Genomic DNA, 15277 nt, shown 5'->3' with positions numbered 1-15277 from the left:
ATAAAACATAAGCTTGCCCCATTTTCAGGCGCTTCCCACCTGTTTCCGATCAGACCGGGCGATTGGCAAGGCACTTGCTCTACACCCTGCATCGCTCATAGCTGGAAGCCTTCCAATGCTGGTGATTCATCGCAGAATCGCGCCGCAACCCGACTGGTCCGCCGAGTTGCACCTGACCTTCGAAGCCCGCAGCAAAAGCCGTTTGCGCTGTTTTAGTGCCGACGGCGAAGACGTCGGGCTGTTTCTGGAGCGTGGCCAGCCGCCGCTGCACGACGGCGAATACCTGCAAGCCGAGGACGGCCGGATCGTGCGGGTCTGCGCGCGTCCGGAAACCCTGCTGCATGTCACCTGCCGCAATGCCTTCGAACTGACCCGCGCCGCCTACCACCTGGGCAACCGCCACGTTGCCCTGCAAGTCGGCGATGGCTGGCTGCGCCTGCTGGACGACTATGTGCTCAAGGCCATGCTCGAACAGCTCGGCGCCAGCACCGAAACCATAGAGGCACCGTTCCAGCCGGAACACGGCGCCTACGGCGGTGGCCACCATCATTCCCGCCACGGCGACGAGGACTTCAACTACGCGCCGCGGCTGCACCAGTTCGGCGTGCGCCCATGAATCCGGCCTGGGCCCTGCTGCGCCTGGCCAGTCCACAGCTGCCGATTGGCGGCTACAGCTATTCCCAGGGCCTGGAAATGGCTGTGGAACAGGCCACCGTCAAGGACCCGTACAGCGCCCGGCGCTGGATCGGCGATCAGTTGCTGCTCAACCTGGCGCGCTTCGAAGCGCCGCTGTTGCTGGCCCATTGTCAGGCGGCCGCCGATGAGGACTGGGCGCAGCTGCTGCAGCTGTGCCAGGAACATCGCGCCAGCCGCGAAACCCGCGAGCTGCACCAGGAAAGCCGGCAGATGGGTTACTCCCTGCAACAGTTGCTGAACGGCCTGCCCGAGCTGGATGTGCCGGCCCGCGCCTTTCTCGAGCAGATCGCCGAGCCGCACCTGGCCCTGGGCTGGGCCCTGGCCGCGCGGGCCTGGCGGATCAGCCCGCAGGACGCCCTGGCCGCCTGGCTGTGGAGCTGGCTGGAAAACCAGCTGGCGGTGCTGATGAAAACCCTGCCCCTGGGCCAGCAGGCCGCCCAGCGCCTGACCAGCGAACTGCTGCCGCTGTTGCAACAGGCCCAGCGCCATGCCTCGAGCCTCGACCCCGAACATTACGGCAGCGCCGCCTTCGGCCTGTCCCTGGCGTGCATGGCCCATGAGCGCCAGTACAGCCGCCTGTTCCGTTCATAAGTCCTTTTATTTTGGTGCCTTTATTTTGGAGAGCCGCATGAACACACAACCTCTGCGCGTCGGCATCGGCGGCCCGGTGGGCTCCGGCAAGACCGCCCTGACCCTAGCCCTGTGCCTGGCCCTGCGCGAACGCTACAACCTGGCGGTGGTGACCAACGATATCTACACCCGCGAAGACGCCGACTTCCTGGTGCGCAACGAGGCCCTGGCGCCCGAGCGCATCATCGGTGTGGAAACCGGTGGCTGCCCGCACACGGCGATTCGCGAAGACGCCTCGATCAACCTCGAAGCGGTGGATCAACTGAACCGGCGTTTTCCCGGCCTCGACCTGATTCTGGTGGAGTCCGGCGGCGACAACCTGTCGGCGACCTTCAGCCCGGAACTGTCCGACCTGACCATCTATGTGATCGACGTGTCGGCAGGCGACAAGCTGCCGCGCAAGGGCGGCCCGGGCATCTGCAAGTCCGACCTGCTGGTGATCAACAAGATCGACCTGGCGCCCCTGGTCGGCGCTTCGCTGGAGATGATGGACGGCGATACCCGGCGCATGCGCGGCGGCAAGCCGTTCGTCTTCAGCAATCAGAAGACCGGCCAGGGCCTGGAGGAAATCATCGCCTTTATCGAACGCCAGGGACTGCTGACCGCAGCCTGATCGCTCTTTTCAAACTGCTCAACAAGGAAGCCTGCCCATGACCCTCAAACGCATTCTCGGCACCCTCGCCCTGCTGCTGACTCCCGCCCTGGCCTTCGCGCACCCGGGCCACGGCGACAACGGCCTGATCGCTGGTATCAGCCACCCGATCGGCGGCCTCGACCACTTGCTGGCGATGCTCGCGGTCGGCCTGTGGGCTGCGCAGCAGCATGGCGCGGCGCGCTGGGCACTGCCCTGCACCTTCGTCGGCACCATGCTGATCGGCGGCGTGCTGGGTTTTGAAGGACTGAACCTGCCGGCCCTGGAAAGCGGGATCGCCGCGTCGGTCCTGGCCCTCGGCCTGGCCGTGGCCCTGGCGGTGCGTCCGCCGCTGAGCCTGGCGGTGGCCGCCACCGCGATGTTCGCCCTGTTCCACGGTGTGGCCCACGGCCTGGAACTGCCGGACATGTCCAGCCCCTGGACCTATGCCATTGGCTTCGTCGCCGCCACCGCGGCACTGCACGCGGCCGGTTACGCCGTGGTACGGGTCCTGCCACAAGCCGCCGCGCCGCTGGTGCGCCTGGCGGGTGCGGCGTCGGCACTGACCGGTGCCTGGTTACTGGCAGGCTGATGCGCGTCGTTTGAGGCATTTTTTCGCGAGCAAGCTCGCTCCTACAGGAACAGCGCCGTCACTGTAGGAGCGAGCTTGCTCGCGATTACGGGCGCCGGCCCAACACCGCTCCCCGGGGCCTTCTCTGCTACCATGTCGCGCATTCCACCCTGCCGTGACGACGCCAGCCAATGCCCGATGTTTCCAGCCCCGTTTCCCCGTCTGAATCGACCGCCCTGTTCAAGGCCGTGCAGCAGCATTTCCACACCGTGATCGTGCCGCTCTGGCAGGGGCCGGGCTGGAATCCGGAGCTGGCGCTGCCCTTCGAGGCGCTGGACGCCGAGCATGCCCCGCTGCCGCCGCAACGTTATCGGGCCATGGCCTGCGCCCGGCAGCTGTACCTGTTTTCCAGCCTGATCGGCGATGGGCGCACGCCGCTTGCCCAAGAGCGCGCCGCGGCGCTGTTCCGCGCCCTGCAACGGCACTTCCACGACGCCGAGCACGGTGGCTGGTTCTACAGCATCGATGCCCAGGGCGCGCCGCTGGACAGGCGCAAGGACCTCTACACCCACGCCTTCATCATCTTTGCCTGCGCCCATTACTGGGCCAAGGTCCGCGAGCCGCTGGTGGAGTCGGTGCTCAATGCCGCGCTGAAAGTGGTGGCCGAGCGCTTTGCCAGCAGCGATGGCCTGTACGAGGCGGTCCTCGCCGAGGACTGGTCGTCCCTGGCGTCCGGCCCCTTGCAGAACCCGCTGATGCACCTGGCCGAAGCCTTCCTCGCCACCCTGGCCGTGCGTGACGACGCCGCCGTGCAAGGCGCATTGCTGGCCCTGTGCGAGGCCATGCAGCAGCGCTTTATCGAGCCGCAGCATGGGCTGATGATGGAGAAACCCCTGGGAGCTGTGGATAACTGGTTCGAGCCGGGGCACCAGTTCGAATGGTTCTTCCTGCTGCAATCCTCGGCCCTGCTGCGTGGCTGTCCGTTGCACGCCTCGCTGGAGCGAGCCTTCGCCTATGCCGAGCACGTCGGTGTGGATAACCACAGCGGTGCGGTGAGCGGGATGTTGAGTGTCGAGGGCGGCGTGCTCGACCCGACCCAGCGCATCTGGGCCCAGGCCGAATACCTGCGCGCCCTGACCTTGCGCCAGGGCAGTGCCGAACGCCTGCAGCGCCAGTTGCTGGCGCTGCAAAAACACTTCCTCCATGCCAAGGGCTGGAACGAATGCCTGGACGCCCATGGCGTGCTCAGCCGTCGGGACATGCCGTCAACCACGCCTTACCACCTGGCGACCTGTTATCTCGGTTTGGCCGAATACTTCGACTGATCGTCAACCGCTATCGCGAGCAAGCTTCGCTCCTACAGGATCGCGTGGTCCTTTGTAGGAGCGAGCTTGCTCGCGATTGAGCGCCTGCGCTCAGGAAGGCCTCAGGCAATCCACTTGCGATCCCCGGTGAAGCTGATGGTCAGCCAGCGCGCCGCATCCGCCTTGCCGAGCTGTGTGGATATCTCCTCGCGCAGCGTGTCCAGCGTCGCCACGCCCTGCAACGGATAGTCCGCCGGCAGCACGATGTGAATCTCGATGAACCGCGCCCGTCCATGCTTCTGCACATACGAGATGTAGTCGGCAAAGCCATGCTCGACTTTCGCCTTGTCCATCACTTGGCGAACCTTGTCATCCAGTTGGTCCGGGACAATTCCCAGTACATCGCGTAACGCCGGCTTGAGAATATTGAAGGCCGGCGCGAGCATGCTCAGGGCCAGCAGGATCAGGATTGACGGGTCGACGTAAGCGGCCCACTGGCCATAACCCTGGGTCTTGAGCAGCAACGCGATGAGAAAGCTCACCAGCAAGCCGACCGAGAGCATCGCGTCCACCAGCCAGCTGACGTTGTCGAACTGGATCAACGAGGATTTCAACGTGCGATTGCGATAACGGACGTAGAAGAAATAGGCGAAGCAGACGACGCTAAGCACCATCGCAAAAGGGATCACCAGGCCCAGTTCGATCTCGCGGCCACCGTTGATGATGCCGAACATACCGCTGAGAAAGGCATAGATCGCAATCAGCAACAAAAAGCTGCCTTCGATCAGCAGCACCATCGGTTCCAGGTGCCAGAAGCCGAACTGAAAGCGCTGGTTGCTTTCCTTGGCGATCAGCTTGGCGGTGATCAGCATCAGGACCTTGATGACGGTCGCGATCAGCGAAAAAAAACCATCGAACAGAATCGATTGGGAACCGGAAAAAAAACCCGTGACGATCGCGGCGATTGCCACGGCGAACATCAGGATGGTCGATTGTTTGAGCAGTACCTGCTCACCTCGGTTACTCACATTTCCTCCTCGAGAACCTTTGAAATCGCAGCCTTGATGCAAGGCCGCGGTGGGTTGCGGAGCGGGAGTCTACCTTGTGCGGGCTGAACGCAAGCAGCTGAAATGTTGCGGGGAATTGTAAACCGCTATCGCGAGCAAGCTCGCTCCTACAGCTACTGCACTGCGTTTGTAGGAGCGAGCTTGCTCGCGATACGGGCAACGCGGTCTCAGCCCTTGGCGTTGCGCTCGATGGCGAAGCCGGCCCAGGTCTGGCTTACCGGCATCAGCTCCAGGCTGTTGATATTGACGTGGGCCGGCGTGTTGAGCACCCAGAAGATGGTGTCGGCGATGTCCTGCGGCTGGATCGGCTCGGCACCGGCATAGGTGGCATCATAACGCTCCTGGTCGCCCTTGAAGCGCACCAGCGAGAACTCGCTTTCGCACAAGCCCGGCTCGATGTTGGTCACCCGCACACCGGTGCCTTGCAGGTCGCAACGCAGGTTCAGGGAGAACTGTTTGACGAACGCCTTGCTCGCGCCATACACGTGGCTGCCCGGATACGGGTAGTTGCCGGCGATGGAACCGAGGTTGACGATGCCGGCGCCGCGGCCATGGGCGATCAGGCGGGGCAGCAGCAGGCGGGTGCTGTACATCAGGCCCTTGATGTTGGTGTCGACCATGGTGTCCCAGTCGTCCAGGTCGCACTTGGGCGCCGGGTCGACCCCCAGGGCCAGGCCGGCGTTGTTGATCAGCCCGCGCAGCTTGGCAAAGGACGGCGGCAGGTTGACGATCGCTTCTTCCATGGCCTTGCGGTCCCGCACATCGAGCACCAGGCCATGCACTTCGGTCTGCTTCGACAGTTCGGCGCACAGGGCGTCGAGACGCTCCTCGCGGCGCCCGGTCAGCACCAGCGACCAGCCGGCCTCGGCAAAACGACGGGCACAGGCTTCGCCAAAACCGGAGGTCGCGCCGGTAATAAACAGGGTGGAAGTCATGGTGTTCTCCTTGCTGGGGCGTCGAACCGCCGTGGAAATGAAAAATCGTTTCGCAGCATGCCCGGCCTGAATCGCAGCGGCAACCGGAGGTTGTGCGAGCCAGGCTATCAGCTTCCCCTGTAGCCGCTGCCGAAGGCTGCGATCGACCTCGAAGAGGGCGTGCTCTTCAAGATCGTTGAAAGGCCCTCCGGGCCTTATCGCAGCCTTCGGCAGCGGCTACAGGGACGCAACTGTACAGAAAACGACCAACACCAGCAAAGCCCCGGCTTTCCTGGCCCGCAGCCATATGCACGCACCTTATCCACAGGACGCTCCACAGTCTTTGGGGGCAAGTGCAAAAGTCTGCAAGCCGCTATCCACAGGGGCTGCAGGCGGTTTTAGAAAGTTTTTTGCTTGACCCGGGCATGGTGTCCATGCAGCCCCGGCCGACGAAGGCGGCCGGGCGGTCAGGCAGGGGATGGCTTCAAGCCAGTAACGACGCTGCCTTGGCGAGTCTTTCCAGAGTTTAGTCACAGACTTATCCACAGGCTTGTCCAGGGTGTTTTCGCCCTTTGCCTGCGACAATAAAAAGGTTGACAACGGCTGCTCGAGGTCCGGCAAAAAAGCCTGATCAAAAAACAATCAACCGCCTGCAGGCCACGCCGATCAAGGCGTACAGCCAGCTACTCCCACGTTACCCACAGCCAGTTCCACAGCAAACGGGGACAAGTCAAAACCGTGGCAAAACAACTATTTGCAGTGTCTTTATGCCGCGCTTTGCCAGCTTGCGCAGAATGTTTTCCACAATTTGCGCTTTCAGCTGTGGACAAGGTCATCCGCAGCCGCTTGCTTCTGTAGGAGCGAGGCTTGCCCGCGATGAACGATAACGCGGTATACCGAATTCACAGGGTGAACGGATCGCGGGCAAGCCTCGCTCCTACAAGGACGGGGTGTGGATAAAAAATGCCCCGCCGGCATAAACCGGCGGGGCATGTTTCAGCCAGCGCAAACAGGCTCAGTGACCGCCCAGATACGCGTTACGCACCTCCTCGTTGACCAGCAGTTCCTTGCCGGTACCGCTCAGGCGGATCTCGCCGTTGACCATCACATAGGCCCGGTCCGACAGCTTCAGCGCGTGGTTGGCGTTCTGCTCGACCAGGAAGATGGTCATGCCGGTGGAGGCCAGCTCGCGCAGGGTGGCGAAGATCTGCTTCACCACGATTGGCGCCAGCCCCAGGCTCGGTTCGTCCAGCAACAGCAGCTTGGGACGGCTCATCAGCGCGCGGGCGATGGCGAGCATCTGCTGCTCGCCGCCGGACATGGTCATGGCCCGCTGGGTCCGACGTTCCTTGAGCCGCGGGAACAGTTCGAACATGCGCTGCATGTCTTCGGTGGCGTACTTGTCGCCGATGGGGATGGTGCCCATCAGCAGGTTCTCTTCCACCGTCATGTCCGGAAACACCCGGCGCCCTTCCGGCGACTGGGCGATGCCATTGGAGGCGATGTAGTGCGAGGACTTGTGGGTGATGTCCACACCGCGATAGATGATCTGCCCGGACTCGGCCCGCGGCTGGCCGAAAATCGACATCAGCAGCGTGGACTTGCCGGCACCGTTGGAGCCGATCAGGCTCACGGTTTCACCTTCGTTGATGTGCAGCGAGACTTTCTTCAGGGCCTGGATCGGCCCGTAGTACACGTCCAGGTCCTTGAGTTCGAGGATAGGTGCAGTCGTCATACCAGCTCCTCTTCGTCCGCACCCAGGTAGGCGGCAATCACTTTCGGGTCGTTGCGGATCGCTTCGGGCCCGCCCTCGGCGATCACGTTGCCGTGGTCGAGCACCACGATATGGTCGGAAATACTCATCACCATGCCCATGTCATGTTCAATCAGCACCACGGTCAGGTCGTGCTCGTCGCGCAGCAGCCGGATCATCGCGCTGAGCGCTTCGGTTTCCTGGGGGTTGAGGCCGGCGGCCGGTTCGTCGAGGCAGATGATCTGCGGCCGGGTGCACATGGCGCGGGCGATTTCCAGGCGGCGTTGCTGGCCGTAGGACAACTCGCCGGCCAGGCGGTTGGCGCAGTCCACCAGGTCCACCACTTCCAGCCAGTAGAAGGCGTGGTCCAGGGCATCGCTTTCGGCCTTCTGGTAACTCTTGGTATTGAGGATGCCGGACAGCAGGTTGCGGTTGACCCACATGTGCTGGGCCACCAGCAGGTTCTCCAGCACCGACATTTCCCTGAACAGGCGAATGTTCTGGAAGGTCCGTGCCAGGCCCGCCCGGTTCACCAGGTGGGTACCGCCGAACATCTTGTAGAACAGCCGGCTGGCAAAGCGCTTGGGCGACACGAAGTCGGTCACCCGGAACGGCTCGCCCAGCAGCTTGATGACATTGGTCGGCGTGCCCCGGGTATTCAGGGCGATATGCCCGCCCGTGGCCTTGTAGAAACCGGTCAGGCAGTTGAACACCGTGGTCTTGCCGGCACCGTTGGGGCCGATCAGGGCGAAGATGGAGTTGCGCTTGACCTCCAGGCTGACGTCGCTCAGGGCCTTGATGCCACCGAAGTGCATCATCAGGTTCTCGACCTTCAGGATCACTTCATCGCTCATGATGCGCTCCTCTCGGTCAAGGCACCCTTGCGCGGGGTCACGCCGGTGCGGCTGATACGAATCAGGCCCCGGGGTCGCCAGATCATCATCAACACCATGAGGATGCCGAACAGCAGCACCCGGTACTCGGAGAAACTGCGCAGCAGCTCCGGCGCCACGGTCAGCACGAACGCCGCGATCACCACGCCGACGGTCGAACCCATGCCGCCCAGGACCACGATGGCCAGGATCAGCGCCGACTCGAAGAAGGTGAAGGACGAGGGGTTCACGAAGCCCTGGTAGCTGGCGAAGAACACCCCGGCCAGGCCGGCGGTCGAGGCGCCGATGGTGAAGGCCGAGAGTTTCACCAGCACATGGTTCAGGCCCATGGCGCGGCAGGCGATCTCGTCTTCGCGCAGCGCTTCCCAGGCCCGGCCGACCGGCATGCGGGTCAGCCGGTGCTTGATGTAGAGCACCAGCAGCACCACGATGAACAGCACGATGTAGATGAACAGGAATTTCAGGTTGGGGTTGTATTCCAGGCCGAAGAACTCGTGGAACGGCACCCCGCCATCCTTCGCCCGCCGTCCGAACTCCAGGCCGAAGATGGTCGGCGACGGCACCGGCATGCCGTTCGGGCCGCCGGTGAAGGACAGCCAGTTGTTGAGGATCAGGCGGATGATCTCGCCGAAGCCCAGGGTCACGATGGCCAGGTAGTCACCGTGCATGCGCAACACCGGGAAGCCGAGTATGCACCCCGCCAGCGCCGCGGCGAGAGCCGCCAGGGGCAGCACGGTCCAGAAGCCCAGGCCCAGGTACTGGTAACCCAGCGCCAGGCCGTAGGCACCGATGGCGTAGAACGCCACGTACCCCAGGTCGAGCAGCCCGGCCAGGCCAACCACGATGTTCAGCCCCAGGCCCAGCAGCACGTAGATCAGGCCGAGGATGACCACGGTCAGCAGGTACTTGTTGGCGAAGAACGGGAAGACGATGGCGATCACGATCAGCGCCGGGATGATCCAGCGCAGCCGCGACTTGTAGTCCGGCGCCCGCACATGCACACCGGAGCTGCTGCTTTCGAAACCCTGGAGGATCCTCAGACCCTTGGGCGTCTGCAGGAACAGGCTCAAGGCAAAGCGGCCGATCATCACGATCGCCACCAGCCAGCCGACGCGGGCCGGTTGCAGGTTGAAGCTGTAGCCCTCGAGTACCACACCCACGATAGGACCGAACACGATCAGCGAGATCAGCCCGGCCAGCACGGCGTCGATGACGCTCTTTTTGATATCAATCGGTTTATTGGCAGCAGACATACTTATACCTTCGCCACGAGTGGGCGACCCAGCAGGCCTTGGGGACGGAAGATCAGAATCAGCACCAGCAGCGAGAAACTGAACACGTCTTTGTAGTCGGAGTTGATCAGACCGGAGAACAGCGACTCGGAGATCCCGAGGATGATCCCGCCGAGCATCGCGCCCGGCAGCGACCCGATGCCGCCGAGGACCGCCGCGGTAAACGCCTTGATGCCGATGACGAAGCCGGCATAGAAGTCGAACGTGCCGTAGTTCATGGTGATCAGTACACCCGCCAGCGCAGCCATGGCCGCGCCGATGATGAACACGTAGGAAATCACCCGGTCGGTGTTGATCCCGAGGATCGAGGCCATCTTGCGGTCTTGCTGGGTGGCGCGGCACATGCGGCCGAGCTTGGTGTACTTGATGATGTAGGTGAGCAACGCCATGCCGGCGAATGCCGCCACCAGGATGAAGATCTTGGTGTAGGTGAGCTGGACGAAACCGGTGCCGATCTCGACCTTCCAGGCGCCGGCCAGCAGCGTCGGTACACCTTGTTGCTTGGCGCCCTGGCTGATCTGCGCGTAGTTCTGCAGGATCAGCGAGATACCGATGGCGCTGATCAGCGGCGCCAGGCGGGTGGAGTTACGCAGGGGTTTGTAGGCGACGCGCTCGATGACCCAGCCATAGATCCCCGTCACGACGACGGTGAAGACCAGGGTACCGAGAATGAGCAGCGGGAAGGATTCGATGCCGAAGTAGGCCAGCAGAGCCAGACTGATTGCCGCGAGGTAAGCGGAAATCATGTAAACCTCGCCGTGGGCGAAGTTGATCATGCCAATGATGCCATAGACCATTGTGTAGCCGATGGCGATCAGACCATAGACAGACCCGAGGGTCAGTCCATTGATCAGTTGCTGCAGGAAAATACCATCCATAACGCAATCTCACGCATTTGAGAGACTGCACACAGCGGATACGACGGCCTGGGGTTCAACCACCCGCGCAACACGACAGTTGTGCAGCTCTACGAGAAAAGACAGGTACTGCACGGACACGCATGCGGCAGGCCTGCGCCCTCCCCTAGAGGAAGGGCCGGCCTGCCCGGACGCTCATGTCACTTCTGTTTTTCCAGCTGGTGGTATTTGCCGTCCTTGTCCCACTGGTAAACCACGTAGTCGGAGACTTTCAGGTCGCCCTTGGCGTCCCAGGTCTTCTCGCCCATCACGGTTTTCACCGGGTTGGCCTTGAGCCACTTGGCGGCGTCCTCGCCCTTGTTGGATTTGGCGCCGTTGAAGCCGGCAGCCAGGGCCTGGACCGACGCGTAGGCATACAGGGTGTAGCCTTCAGGCTCGGTGCCGGCCTTGCGGAAAGCGTCGACCACGGTCTTGCTGTCCGGCAGCAGGCGCGGGTCGGCGCCGAAGGTCATGTACACACCGTCGACGTACTGCGGGCCGCCAGCGGTGGTCACCAGTTCGTCGGTGACGATACCGTCGTCGGACATGAACTTGACGTCTTTCAAGCCCTGCTCGCGCAGCTGGCGGACCAGCGGGCCGGCTTCCGGGTGCAGGCCGCCGAAGTAGACGACATCGGCACCGGCGGCACGGATCTTGGTGACCACGGCGCTGAAGTCTTTTTCGCCACGGGTCAGGCCTTCGTACAGCACCGGCGTCACGCCGCGCTTGCTCAGCTGTGCCTTGGTGGCGTCCGCCAGGCCCTGGCCGTAGGTGTCCTTGTCGTGCAGCACCACGACTTTCTTGCCCTTGAGCACGTCGACGATGTAGTCGCCGGCGACGATGCCCTGCTGGTCGTCACGCCCGCACATGCGGAACATGGCGGAGAGACCACGTTCGGTGACCTGCGGGTTGGTGGAGCCCGGGGTGATGGCGATCACGCCAGCTTCGTCGTACACCTCGGAAGCGGGGATGGTGTTGGAGGAGCAGAAGTGCCCGACCACGCCGATCACCTTGTCCTGGTCGACCAGGCGGTTGGCTACGGCCACGGCCTGTTTCGGTTCGCAGGCATCGTCGCCCTTGACCAGGACGATCTTCTCGCCGTTGACGCCGCCCTTGGCGTTGATTTCGTCAGCCGCTGCCTGTGCACCCTTCATGTACTGCTCGCCAAATGCCGCGTTGGCGCCTGTCATGGGACCCGCTACGCCGATCTTGAGGTCGGCCTGAGCAAACGCAGAAACGCCCAACGCAGCTGCCACTGCGAGGGCCAGAAAGCCTTTCTTGTAAAACGTCTGGGACATGAGGTGGTGCTCCAAGGTTTTTTTAGTTGGCACTGCGACTTCACCGAATGCTCAGAGCAAGGGCCGTGCCATTGGTTTTTTATTCTGAAAAAAGTCGCTCTTTTATTGTTATTTCGACTGTTTCGAGCCCTTTTTTATTGGGCGTGCAACCGTCTAAACCGCGGAAGGTAAAACCCTACAAAACATCAGGCGCAACCCGCCTGCGCCATCATTGCAACCGCAGCGCAAATCAACGTGCAACCAGCCTGTAACAGCCTGCGTAACCGAACTGCACACTACTGGTGCGGGACTGCTACGCCCCGCACCACTACAGGCTAGTCGCTGCGCCGAAAAGCGCCGCACCGTGCAACATATTTCCTCTGTCAGATAACGATGCGCAGGCACTGGCCCGCGTGATACAGCGAGAACCCGGCCTCGTACAGGCAACTGCGCAAGCCCACGCCGGCCAGGGGCTGCATGGGGGCGAAGGGAATCGGCAAGGCCTGAGGATTTCCGTTACACAGGTAATCGGCGAACGCCTTGCCAACCACGGTGCCCGTGGTCACGCCCCGGCCGTTGTAGCCGGTGACGGCCACCAGGCCGGGCGCCGGCTCGAACAGGCGCATCAGGTGATCGGGGGTAAAGGCGATGCAGCCGGTCCAGGTGCACTCCCACTCCACCGTTTTCAGGTAGGGGAAATAATGCTGCTGCACCCGGTCGGCCCAGGCCTTGAGGAACCAGGCCGGCTTCTGGTTGCCATTGCCCAGGCTGCCCAGCAGCAGGCGACCGTCGGCGTCCCGGCGAATGCTGCTGAGCACCTGGCGGGTATCCCAGGAGCCCTGGCCACCCGGCAGGATCCGCTGCGCGGCTTCCTCGGTCAGCGGCCTGGAAGCGACCTGGTAGTAGTAACCGGGGAAGAAATTGCGCCGCAATTCGGTCCAGTCGCCTTCGGTGTAGGCGTTGGAGGCAATCACCACCTGCTCGGCCAGCACCGAGCCTTGCGCGGTCTGCACCGACCAGCGCTGGCCCTGGCGTTCGAGACGGGTCACCGGCGAGTGGTCGAACAGCTGGCCCCCCAGGTCGACCGTGGCCTTGGCCAGGCCACTGACATAGGCCATCGGATTGACCGTGCCGGCCCGGCGATCGAGCAAGGCGGCGGCGATCTTCCGGGTGCCGGTGGCGGTTTCACAGGCCGCCCCGGTCAACAGCTCGACCGGCGCGCCCCGGCGCTTCCACTGGGCTTCCCGGCTGCGCAGGTCGGCCTCGCCCCGGGCGTTGTGCGCCATGTGCAAGGTGCCTTCGCGGCGCAGCTGGCAATCGATGCGGTATTTGTCGATCAAGCTGAACACCAGGGCCGGCGCCGCCCCCAGCATGCGGTTGAGCTGGCTGCCGACCGCCTCGCCGAAACCGGCTTCGATCTCGTCCGGTGGGATCCACATCCCCGCGTTCACCAGCCCCACGTTGCGCCCCGAACCACCGTGACCGGTGCGATGGGCTTCCAGTACACAGACTCTCTTGCCCTGCTCCAGCAGGTGCACGGCGGCCGACAGGCCGGTAAAGCCCGCGCCGATCACGCAGACATCCACCGTGACCTCGCCCTTGAGCGGGGCATTGTCAGGCCTTTGCGGCGTCAGTTTTTCCCACAGGCATTCTTCGCGTAACGACATAGGAGCTCCTTGCGGAGCAGCGGTCAGCTACAAGCGTCAAGCTGCAAGCAACCTCACTTGCAGCTTGTGGCTTGCAGCTTGCCGCTGCTACTCAAAACTGATGCCTTGGGCCAATGGCAACTCCAGCGAGTAGTTCACGGTGTTGGTCTGCCGGCGCATATAGGCGCGCCAGGCATCGGAACCGGATTCGCGGCCGCCGCCGGTTTCTTTCTCGCCACCGAAGGCGCCGCCGATTTCCGCGCCGCTGGGGCCGATGTTGACGTTGGCGATGCCGCAGTCGCTGCCCACCGCCGACATGAACTGCTCGGCCTCACGCACATCGGTGGTGAAGATGCAGGACGACAGGCCTTGCGGCACGGCATTGTTCAGGCGCAGCGCTTCGGCGAAATCGCTGTAGCCCACCACGTAGAGAATCGGCGCGAAGGTCTCGCTGCACACCACGTCGCTCTGCTCCGGCATCTCGACGATCGCCGGCGACACGTAATAAGCGTTGGGGAACTGGTCTTCCAGCTGGCGCTTGCCGCCGAACACCCGGCCGCCCTCGCTCAGGGCCTGCTCCAGCGCATCCTGCATGTTGTCGAAGCTGTGCTTGTCGATCAGCGGGCCGACCAGGTTGCCTTGCAGCGGATGGCCGATGCGCACCTTGGAATAGGCGGCCTTGAGGCGGGTGACGATTTCTTCCTTCACCGATTCATGGGCAATCAGCCGGCGCAATGTCGTGCAGCGCTGACCGGCGGTACCGACGGCGCTGAACAGGATCGCACGCACGGCCATGTCCAGATCGGCGCTCGGCCCCAGGATCATCGCGTTGTTGCCGCCCAGTTCGAGGATGCTGCGGGCGAAACGCGCGGCGACTTTCGGCGCCACTTCGCGGCCCATGCGGGTGCTGCCGGTGGCACTGATCAGGGCCACGCGCGGGTCGTCCACCAGCGCTTCGCCGGCGTCGCGCCCACCGATGATCACCTGGCTCAGGTATTCGGGGGCATCGCTGAAGTTCTTCAGCACGCGCTCGAACAACGCCTGGCAGGCCAGGGCGGTCAGCGGGGTCTTTTCCGAGGGTTTCCAGATCACCGGGTTGCCGCAGACCAGCGCCAGGGTGGTGTTCCAGGCCCAGACCGCGACCGGGAAGTTGAACGCGCTGATCACCCCGACGATGCCCAGCGGGTGCCAGGTTTCGCGCATGTGATGGCCTGGGCGCTCGGAGGCGATGGTCAGGCCGTACAGCTGGCGCGACAGGCCGACCGCGAAGTCGCAGATGTCGATCATTTCCTGCACTTCGCCCAGGCCTTCCTGGGTGATCTTGCCGGCTTCCCAGGACACCAGCTCACCAAGGTCGGCCTTGTATTCGCGCAGCACTTCGCCGAACTGGCGCACCAGCTCGCCGCGACGCGGTGCCGGCACCTTGCGCCACAGCTCGAATGCATGCTCCGCGCGACTGACCTGCTGTTCCACCTCGGCCGCGCCCTGCCAGTTCACGGAGGCGATGCGGCTGCCGTCGATCGGCGAATGCACGGGCTGCTTGCCCGATTGATACAGGGCCGGGTTCACACCAAGACGATCAAGCAATGCGGCAACCATGGGTCACTCCTTACAGATGGAAAGCAAAAAATCGCAGCCGCTGACACGGCTATTCAGATCTGTAGTTGTAGCCGGCCCGAGACTTGCCAACAAACGACGATTAGGCGA

At 63.2% G+C, this 15277-nt stretch carries 14 protein-coding genes; 5 read left to right on the top strand and 9 right to left on the bottom strand.

What is annotated here, in order from left to right:
• Positions 1-115: 115 nt before the first annotated feature.
• From ureE to PVZ78_RS23355, 5 genes are all read left to right on the top strand, one after another.
• Positions 116-616, top strand: coding sequence for an urease accessory protein UreE (ureE, locus tag PVZ78_RS23375; RefSeq protein WP_053277231.1), 501 nt, complete (start codon positions 116-118; stop codon positions 614-616).
• Positions 613-1287, top strand: a complete 675-nt coding sequence (locus PVZ78_RS23370; protein ID WP_124323389.1) for an urease accessory protein UreF — start codon at positions 613-615, stop codon at positions 1285-1287. The genes ureE and PVZ78_RS23370 overlap by 4 nt, the downstream gene beginning before the upstream one ends.
• Before the next feature lie 37 nt (positions 1288-1324).
• The gene (ureG, locus tag PVZ78_RS23365; RefSeq protein WP_009046721.1) at positions 1325-1939 is read left to right on the top strand and encodes an urease accessory protein UreG; all 615 of its coding nucleotides are present in this window, start codon (positions 1325-1327) and stop codon (positions 1937-1939) included.
• A gap of 37 nt (positions 1940-1976) precedes the next feature.
• Positions 1977-2549: a HupE/UreJ family protein gene (locus PVZ78_RS23360; RefSeq protein ID WP_273829327.1), complete on the top strand. Its 573-nt coding sequence runs from the start codon at positions 1977-1979 to the stop codon at positions 2547-2549.
• A gap of 170 nt (positions 2550-2719) precedes the next feature.
• Positions 2720-3853 carry an AGE family epimerase/isomerase gene (locus PVZ78_RS23355; RefSeq protein ID WP_273829326.1) on the top strand — a complete coding sequence of 378 codons (1134 nt, stop codon included), beginning with the start codon at positions 2720-2722 and terminating at the stop codon, positions 3851-3853.
• Between the two features lie 101 nt (positions 3854-3954).
• Here PVZ78_RS23355 and PVZ78_RS23350 read toward each other — a convergent pair whose 3' ends face one another.
• From PVZ78_RS23350 to amaB, 9 genes are all read right to left on the bottom strand, one after another.
• Positions 3955-4860, bottom strand: a complete 906-nt coding sequence (locus tag PVZ78_RS23350; RefSeq protein WP_124298392.1) for a cation diffusion facilitator family transporter — start codon at positions 4858-4860, stop codon at positions 3955-3957.
• A 206-nt stretch (positions 4861-5066) separates the two neighbouring features.
• Entirely contained in the window at positions 5067-5834 is a 768-nt protein-coding gene (locus PVZ78_RS23345) for an SDR family oxidoreductase (RefSeq protein ID WP_273829325.1), read from the bottom strand.
• 994 nt (positions 5835-6828) lie between these two features.
• A complete protein-coding gene (locus tag PVZ78_RS23340) occupies positions 6829-7548 on the bottom strand; it encodes an ABC transporter ATP-binding protein (protein ID WP_009046717.1) in 720 nt (239 codons plus the stop codon).
• The gene (locus tag PVZ78_RS23335) at positions 7545-8420 is read right to left on the bottom strand and encodes an ABC transporter ATP-binding protein (RefSeq protein ID WP_009046716.1); all 876 of its coding nucleotides are present in this window, start codon (positions 8418-8420) and stop codon (positions 7545-7547) included. Before PVZ78_RS23335 ends, PVZ78_RS23340 begins: the two co-directional genes overlap by 4 nt.
• Positions 8417-9712, bottom strand: a complete 1296-nt coding sequence (livM, locus tag PVZ78_RS23330) for a high-affinity branched-chain amino acid ABC transporter permease LivM (RefSeq protein WP_009046715.1) — start codon at positions 9710-9712, stop codon at positions 8417-8419. Before livM ends, PVZ78_RS23335 begins: the two co-directional genes overlap by 4 nt.
• A 2-nt stretch (positions 9713-9714) precedes the next feature.
• Positions 9715-10629 carry an ABC transporter permease subunit gene (locus PVZ78_RS23325; RefSeq protein WP_009046714.1) on the bottom strand — a complete coding sequence of 305 codons (915 nt, stop codon included), beginning with the start codon at positions 10627-10629 and terminating at the stop codon, positions 9715-9717.
• A gap of 179 nt (positions 10630-10808) precedes the next feature.
• Positions 10809-11945: a branched-chain amino acid ABC transporter substrate-binding protein gene (locus PVZ78_RS23320; RefSeq protein ID WP_009046713.1), complete on the bottom strand. Its 1137-nt coding sequence runs from the start codon at positions 11943-11945 to the stop codon at positions 10809-10811.
• 362 nt (positions 11946-12307) lie between these two features.
• The gene (gene amaA, locus PVZ78_RS23315; RefSeq protein WP_101281723.1) at positions 12308-13591 is read right to left on the bottom strand and encodes an L-pipecolate oxidase; all 1284 of its coding nucleotides are present in this window, start codon (positions 13589-13591) and stop codon (positions 12308-12310) included.
• Between the two features lie 87 nt (positions 13592-13678).
• Positions 13679-15169, bottom strand: a complete 1491-nt coding sequence (gene amaB, locus PVZ78_RS23310) for an L-piperidine-6-carboxylate dehydrogenase (RefSeq protein ID WP_016704115.1) — start codon at positions 15167-15169, stop codon at positions 13679-13681.
• Positions 15170-15277 lie beyond the last annotated feature (108 nt).

The sequence above is a fragment of the Pseudomonas sp. SBT1-2 genome (assembly GCF_028640875.1).
Classification (GTDB): domain Bacteria; phylum Pseudomonadota; class Gammaproteobacteria; order Pseudomonadales; family Pseudomonadaceae; genus Aquipseudomonas; species Aquipseudomonas chlororaphis_I.
The sequence above is the reverse complement of the archived record's forward strand: the minus strand, read 5'-3'. Positions and strand labels throughout refer to the sequence as shown.

Bases quoted from the DNA above. Each gene is read 5' to 3' on its own strand.
- ureE (WP_053277231.1), top strand. From the start codon at position 116: ATGCTGGTGATTCATCGCAGAATCGCGCCGCAACCCGACTGGTCCGCC.
- PVZ78_RS23370 (WP_124323389.1), top strand. From the start codon at position 613: ATGAATCCGGCCTGGGCCCTGCTGCGCCTGGCCAGTCCACAGCTGCCG.
- ureG (WP_009046721.1), top strand. From the start codon at position 1,325: ATGAACACACAACCTCTGCGCGTCGGCATCGGCGGCCCGGTGGGCTCC.
- PVZ78_RS23360 (WP_273829327.1), top strand. From the start codon at position 1,977: ATGACCCTCAAACGCATTCTCGGCACCCTCGCCCTGCTGCTGACTCCC.
- PVZ78_RS23355 (WP_273829326.1), top strand. From the start codon at position 2,720: ATGCCCGATGTTTCCAGCCCCGTTTCCCCGTCTGAATCGACCGCCCTG.
- PVZ78_RS23345 (WP_273829325.1), bottom strand. From the start codon at position 5,834: ATGACTTCCACCCTGTTTATTACCGGCGCGACCTCCGGTTTTGGCGAA.
- PVZ78_RS23340 (WP_009046717.1), bottom strand. From the start codon at position 7,548: ATGACGACTGCACCTATCCTCGAACTCAAGGACCTGGACGTGTACTAC.
- PVZ78_RS23335 (WP_009046716.1), bottom strand. From the start codon at position 8,420: ATGAGCGATGAAGTGATCCTGAAGGTCGAGAACCTGATGATGCACTTC.
- livM (WP_009046715.1), bottom strand. From the start codon at position 9,712: ATGTCTGCTGCCAATAAACCGATTGATATCAAAAAGAGCGTCATCGAC.
- PVZ78_RS23325 (WP_009046714.1), bottom strand. From the start codon at position 10,629: ATGGATGGTATTTTCCTGCAGCAACTGATCAATGGACTGACCCTCGGG.
- PVZ78_RS23320 (WP_009046713.1), bottom strand. From the start codon at position 11,945: ATGTCCCAGACGTTTTACAAGAAAGGCTTTCTGGCCCTCGCAGTGGCA.
- amaA (WP_101281723.1), bottom strand. From the start codon at position 13,591: ATGTCGTTACGCGAAGAATGCCTGTGGGAAAAACTGACGCCGCAAAGG.
- amaB (WP_016704115.1), bottom strand. From the start codon at position 15,169: ATGGTTGCCGCATTGCTTGATCGTCTTGGTGTGAACCCGGCCCTGTAT.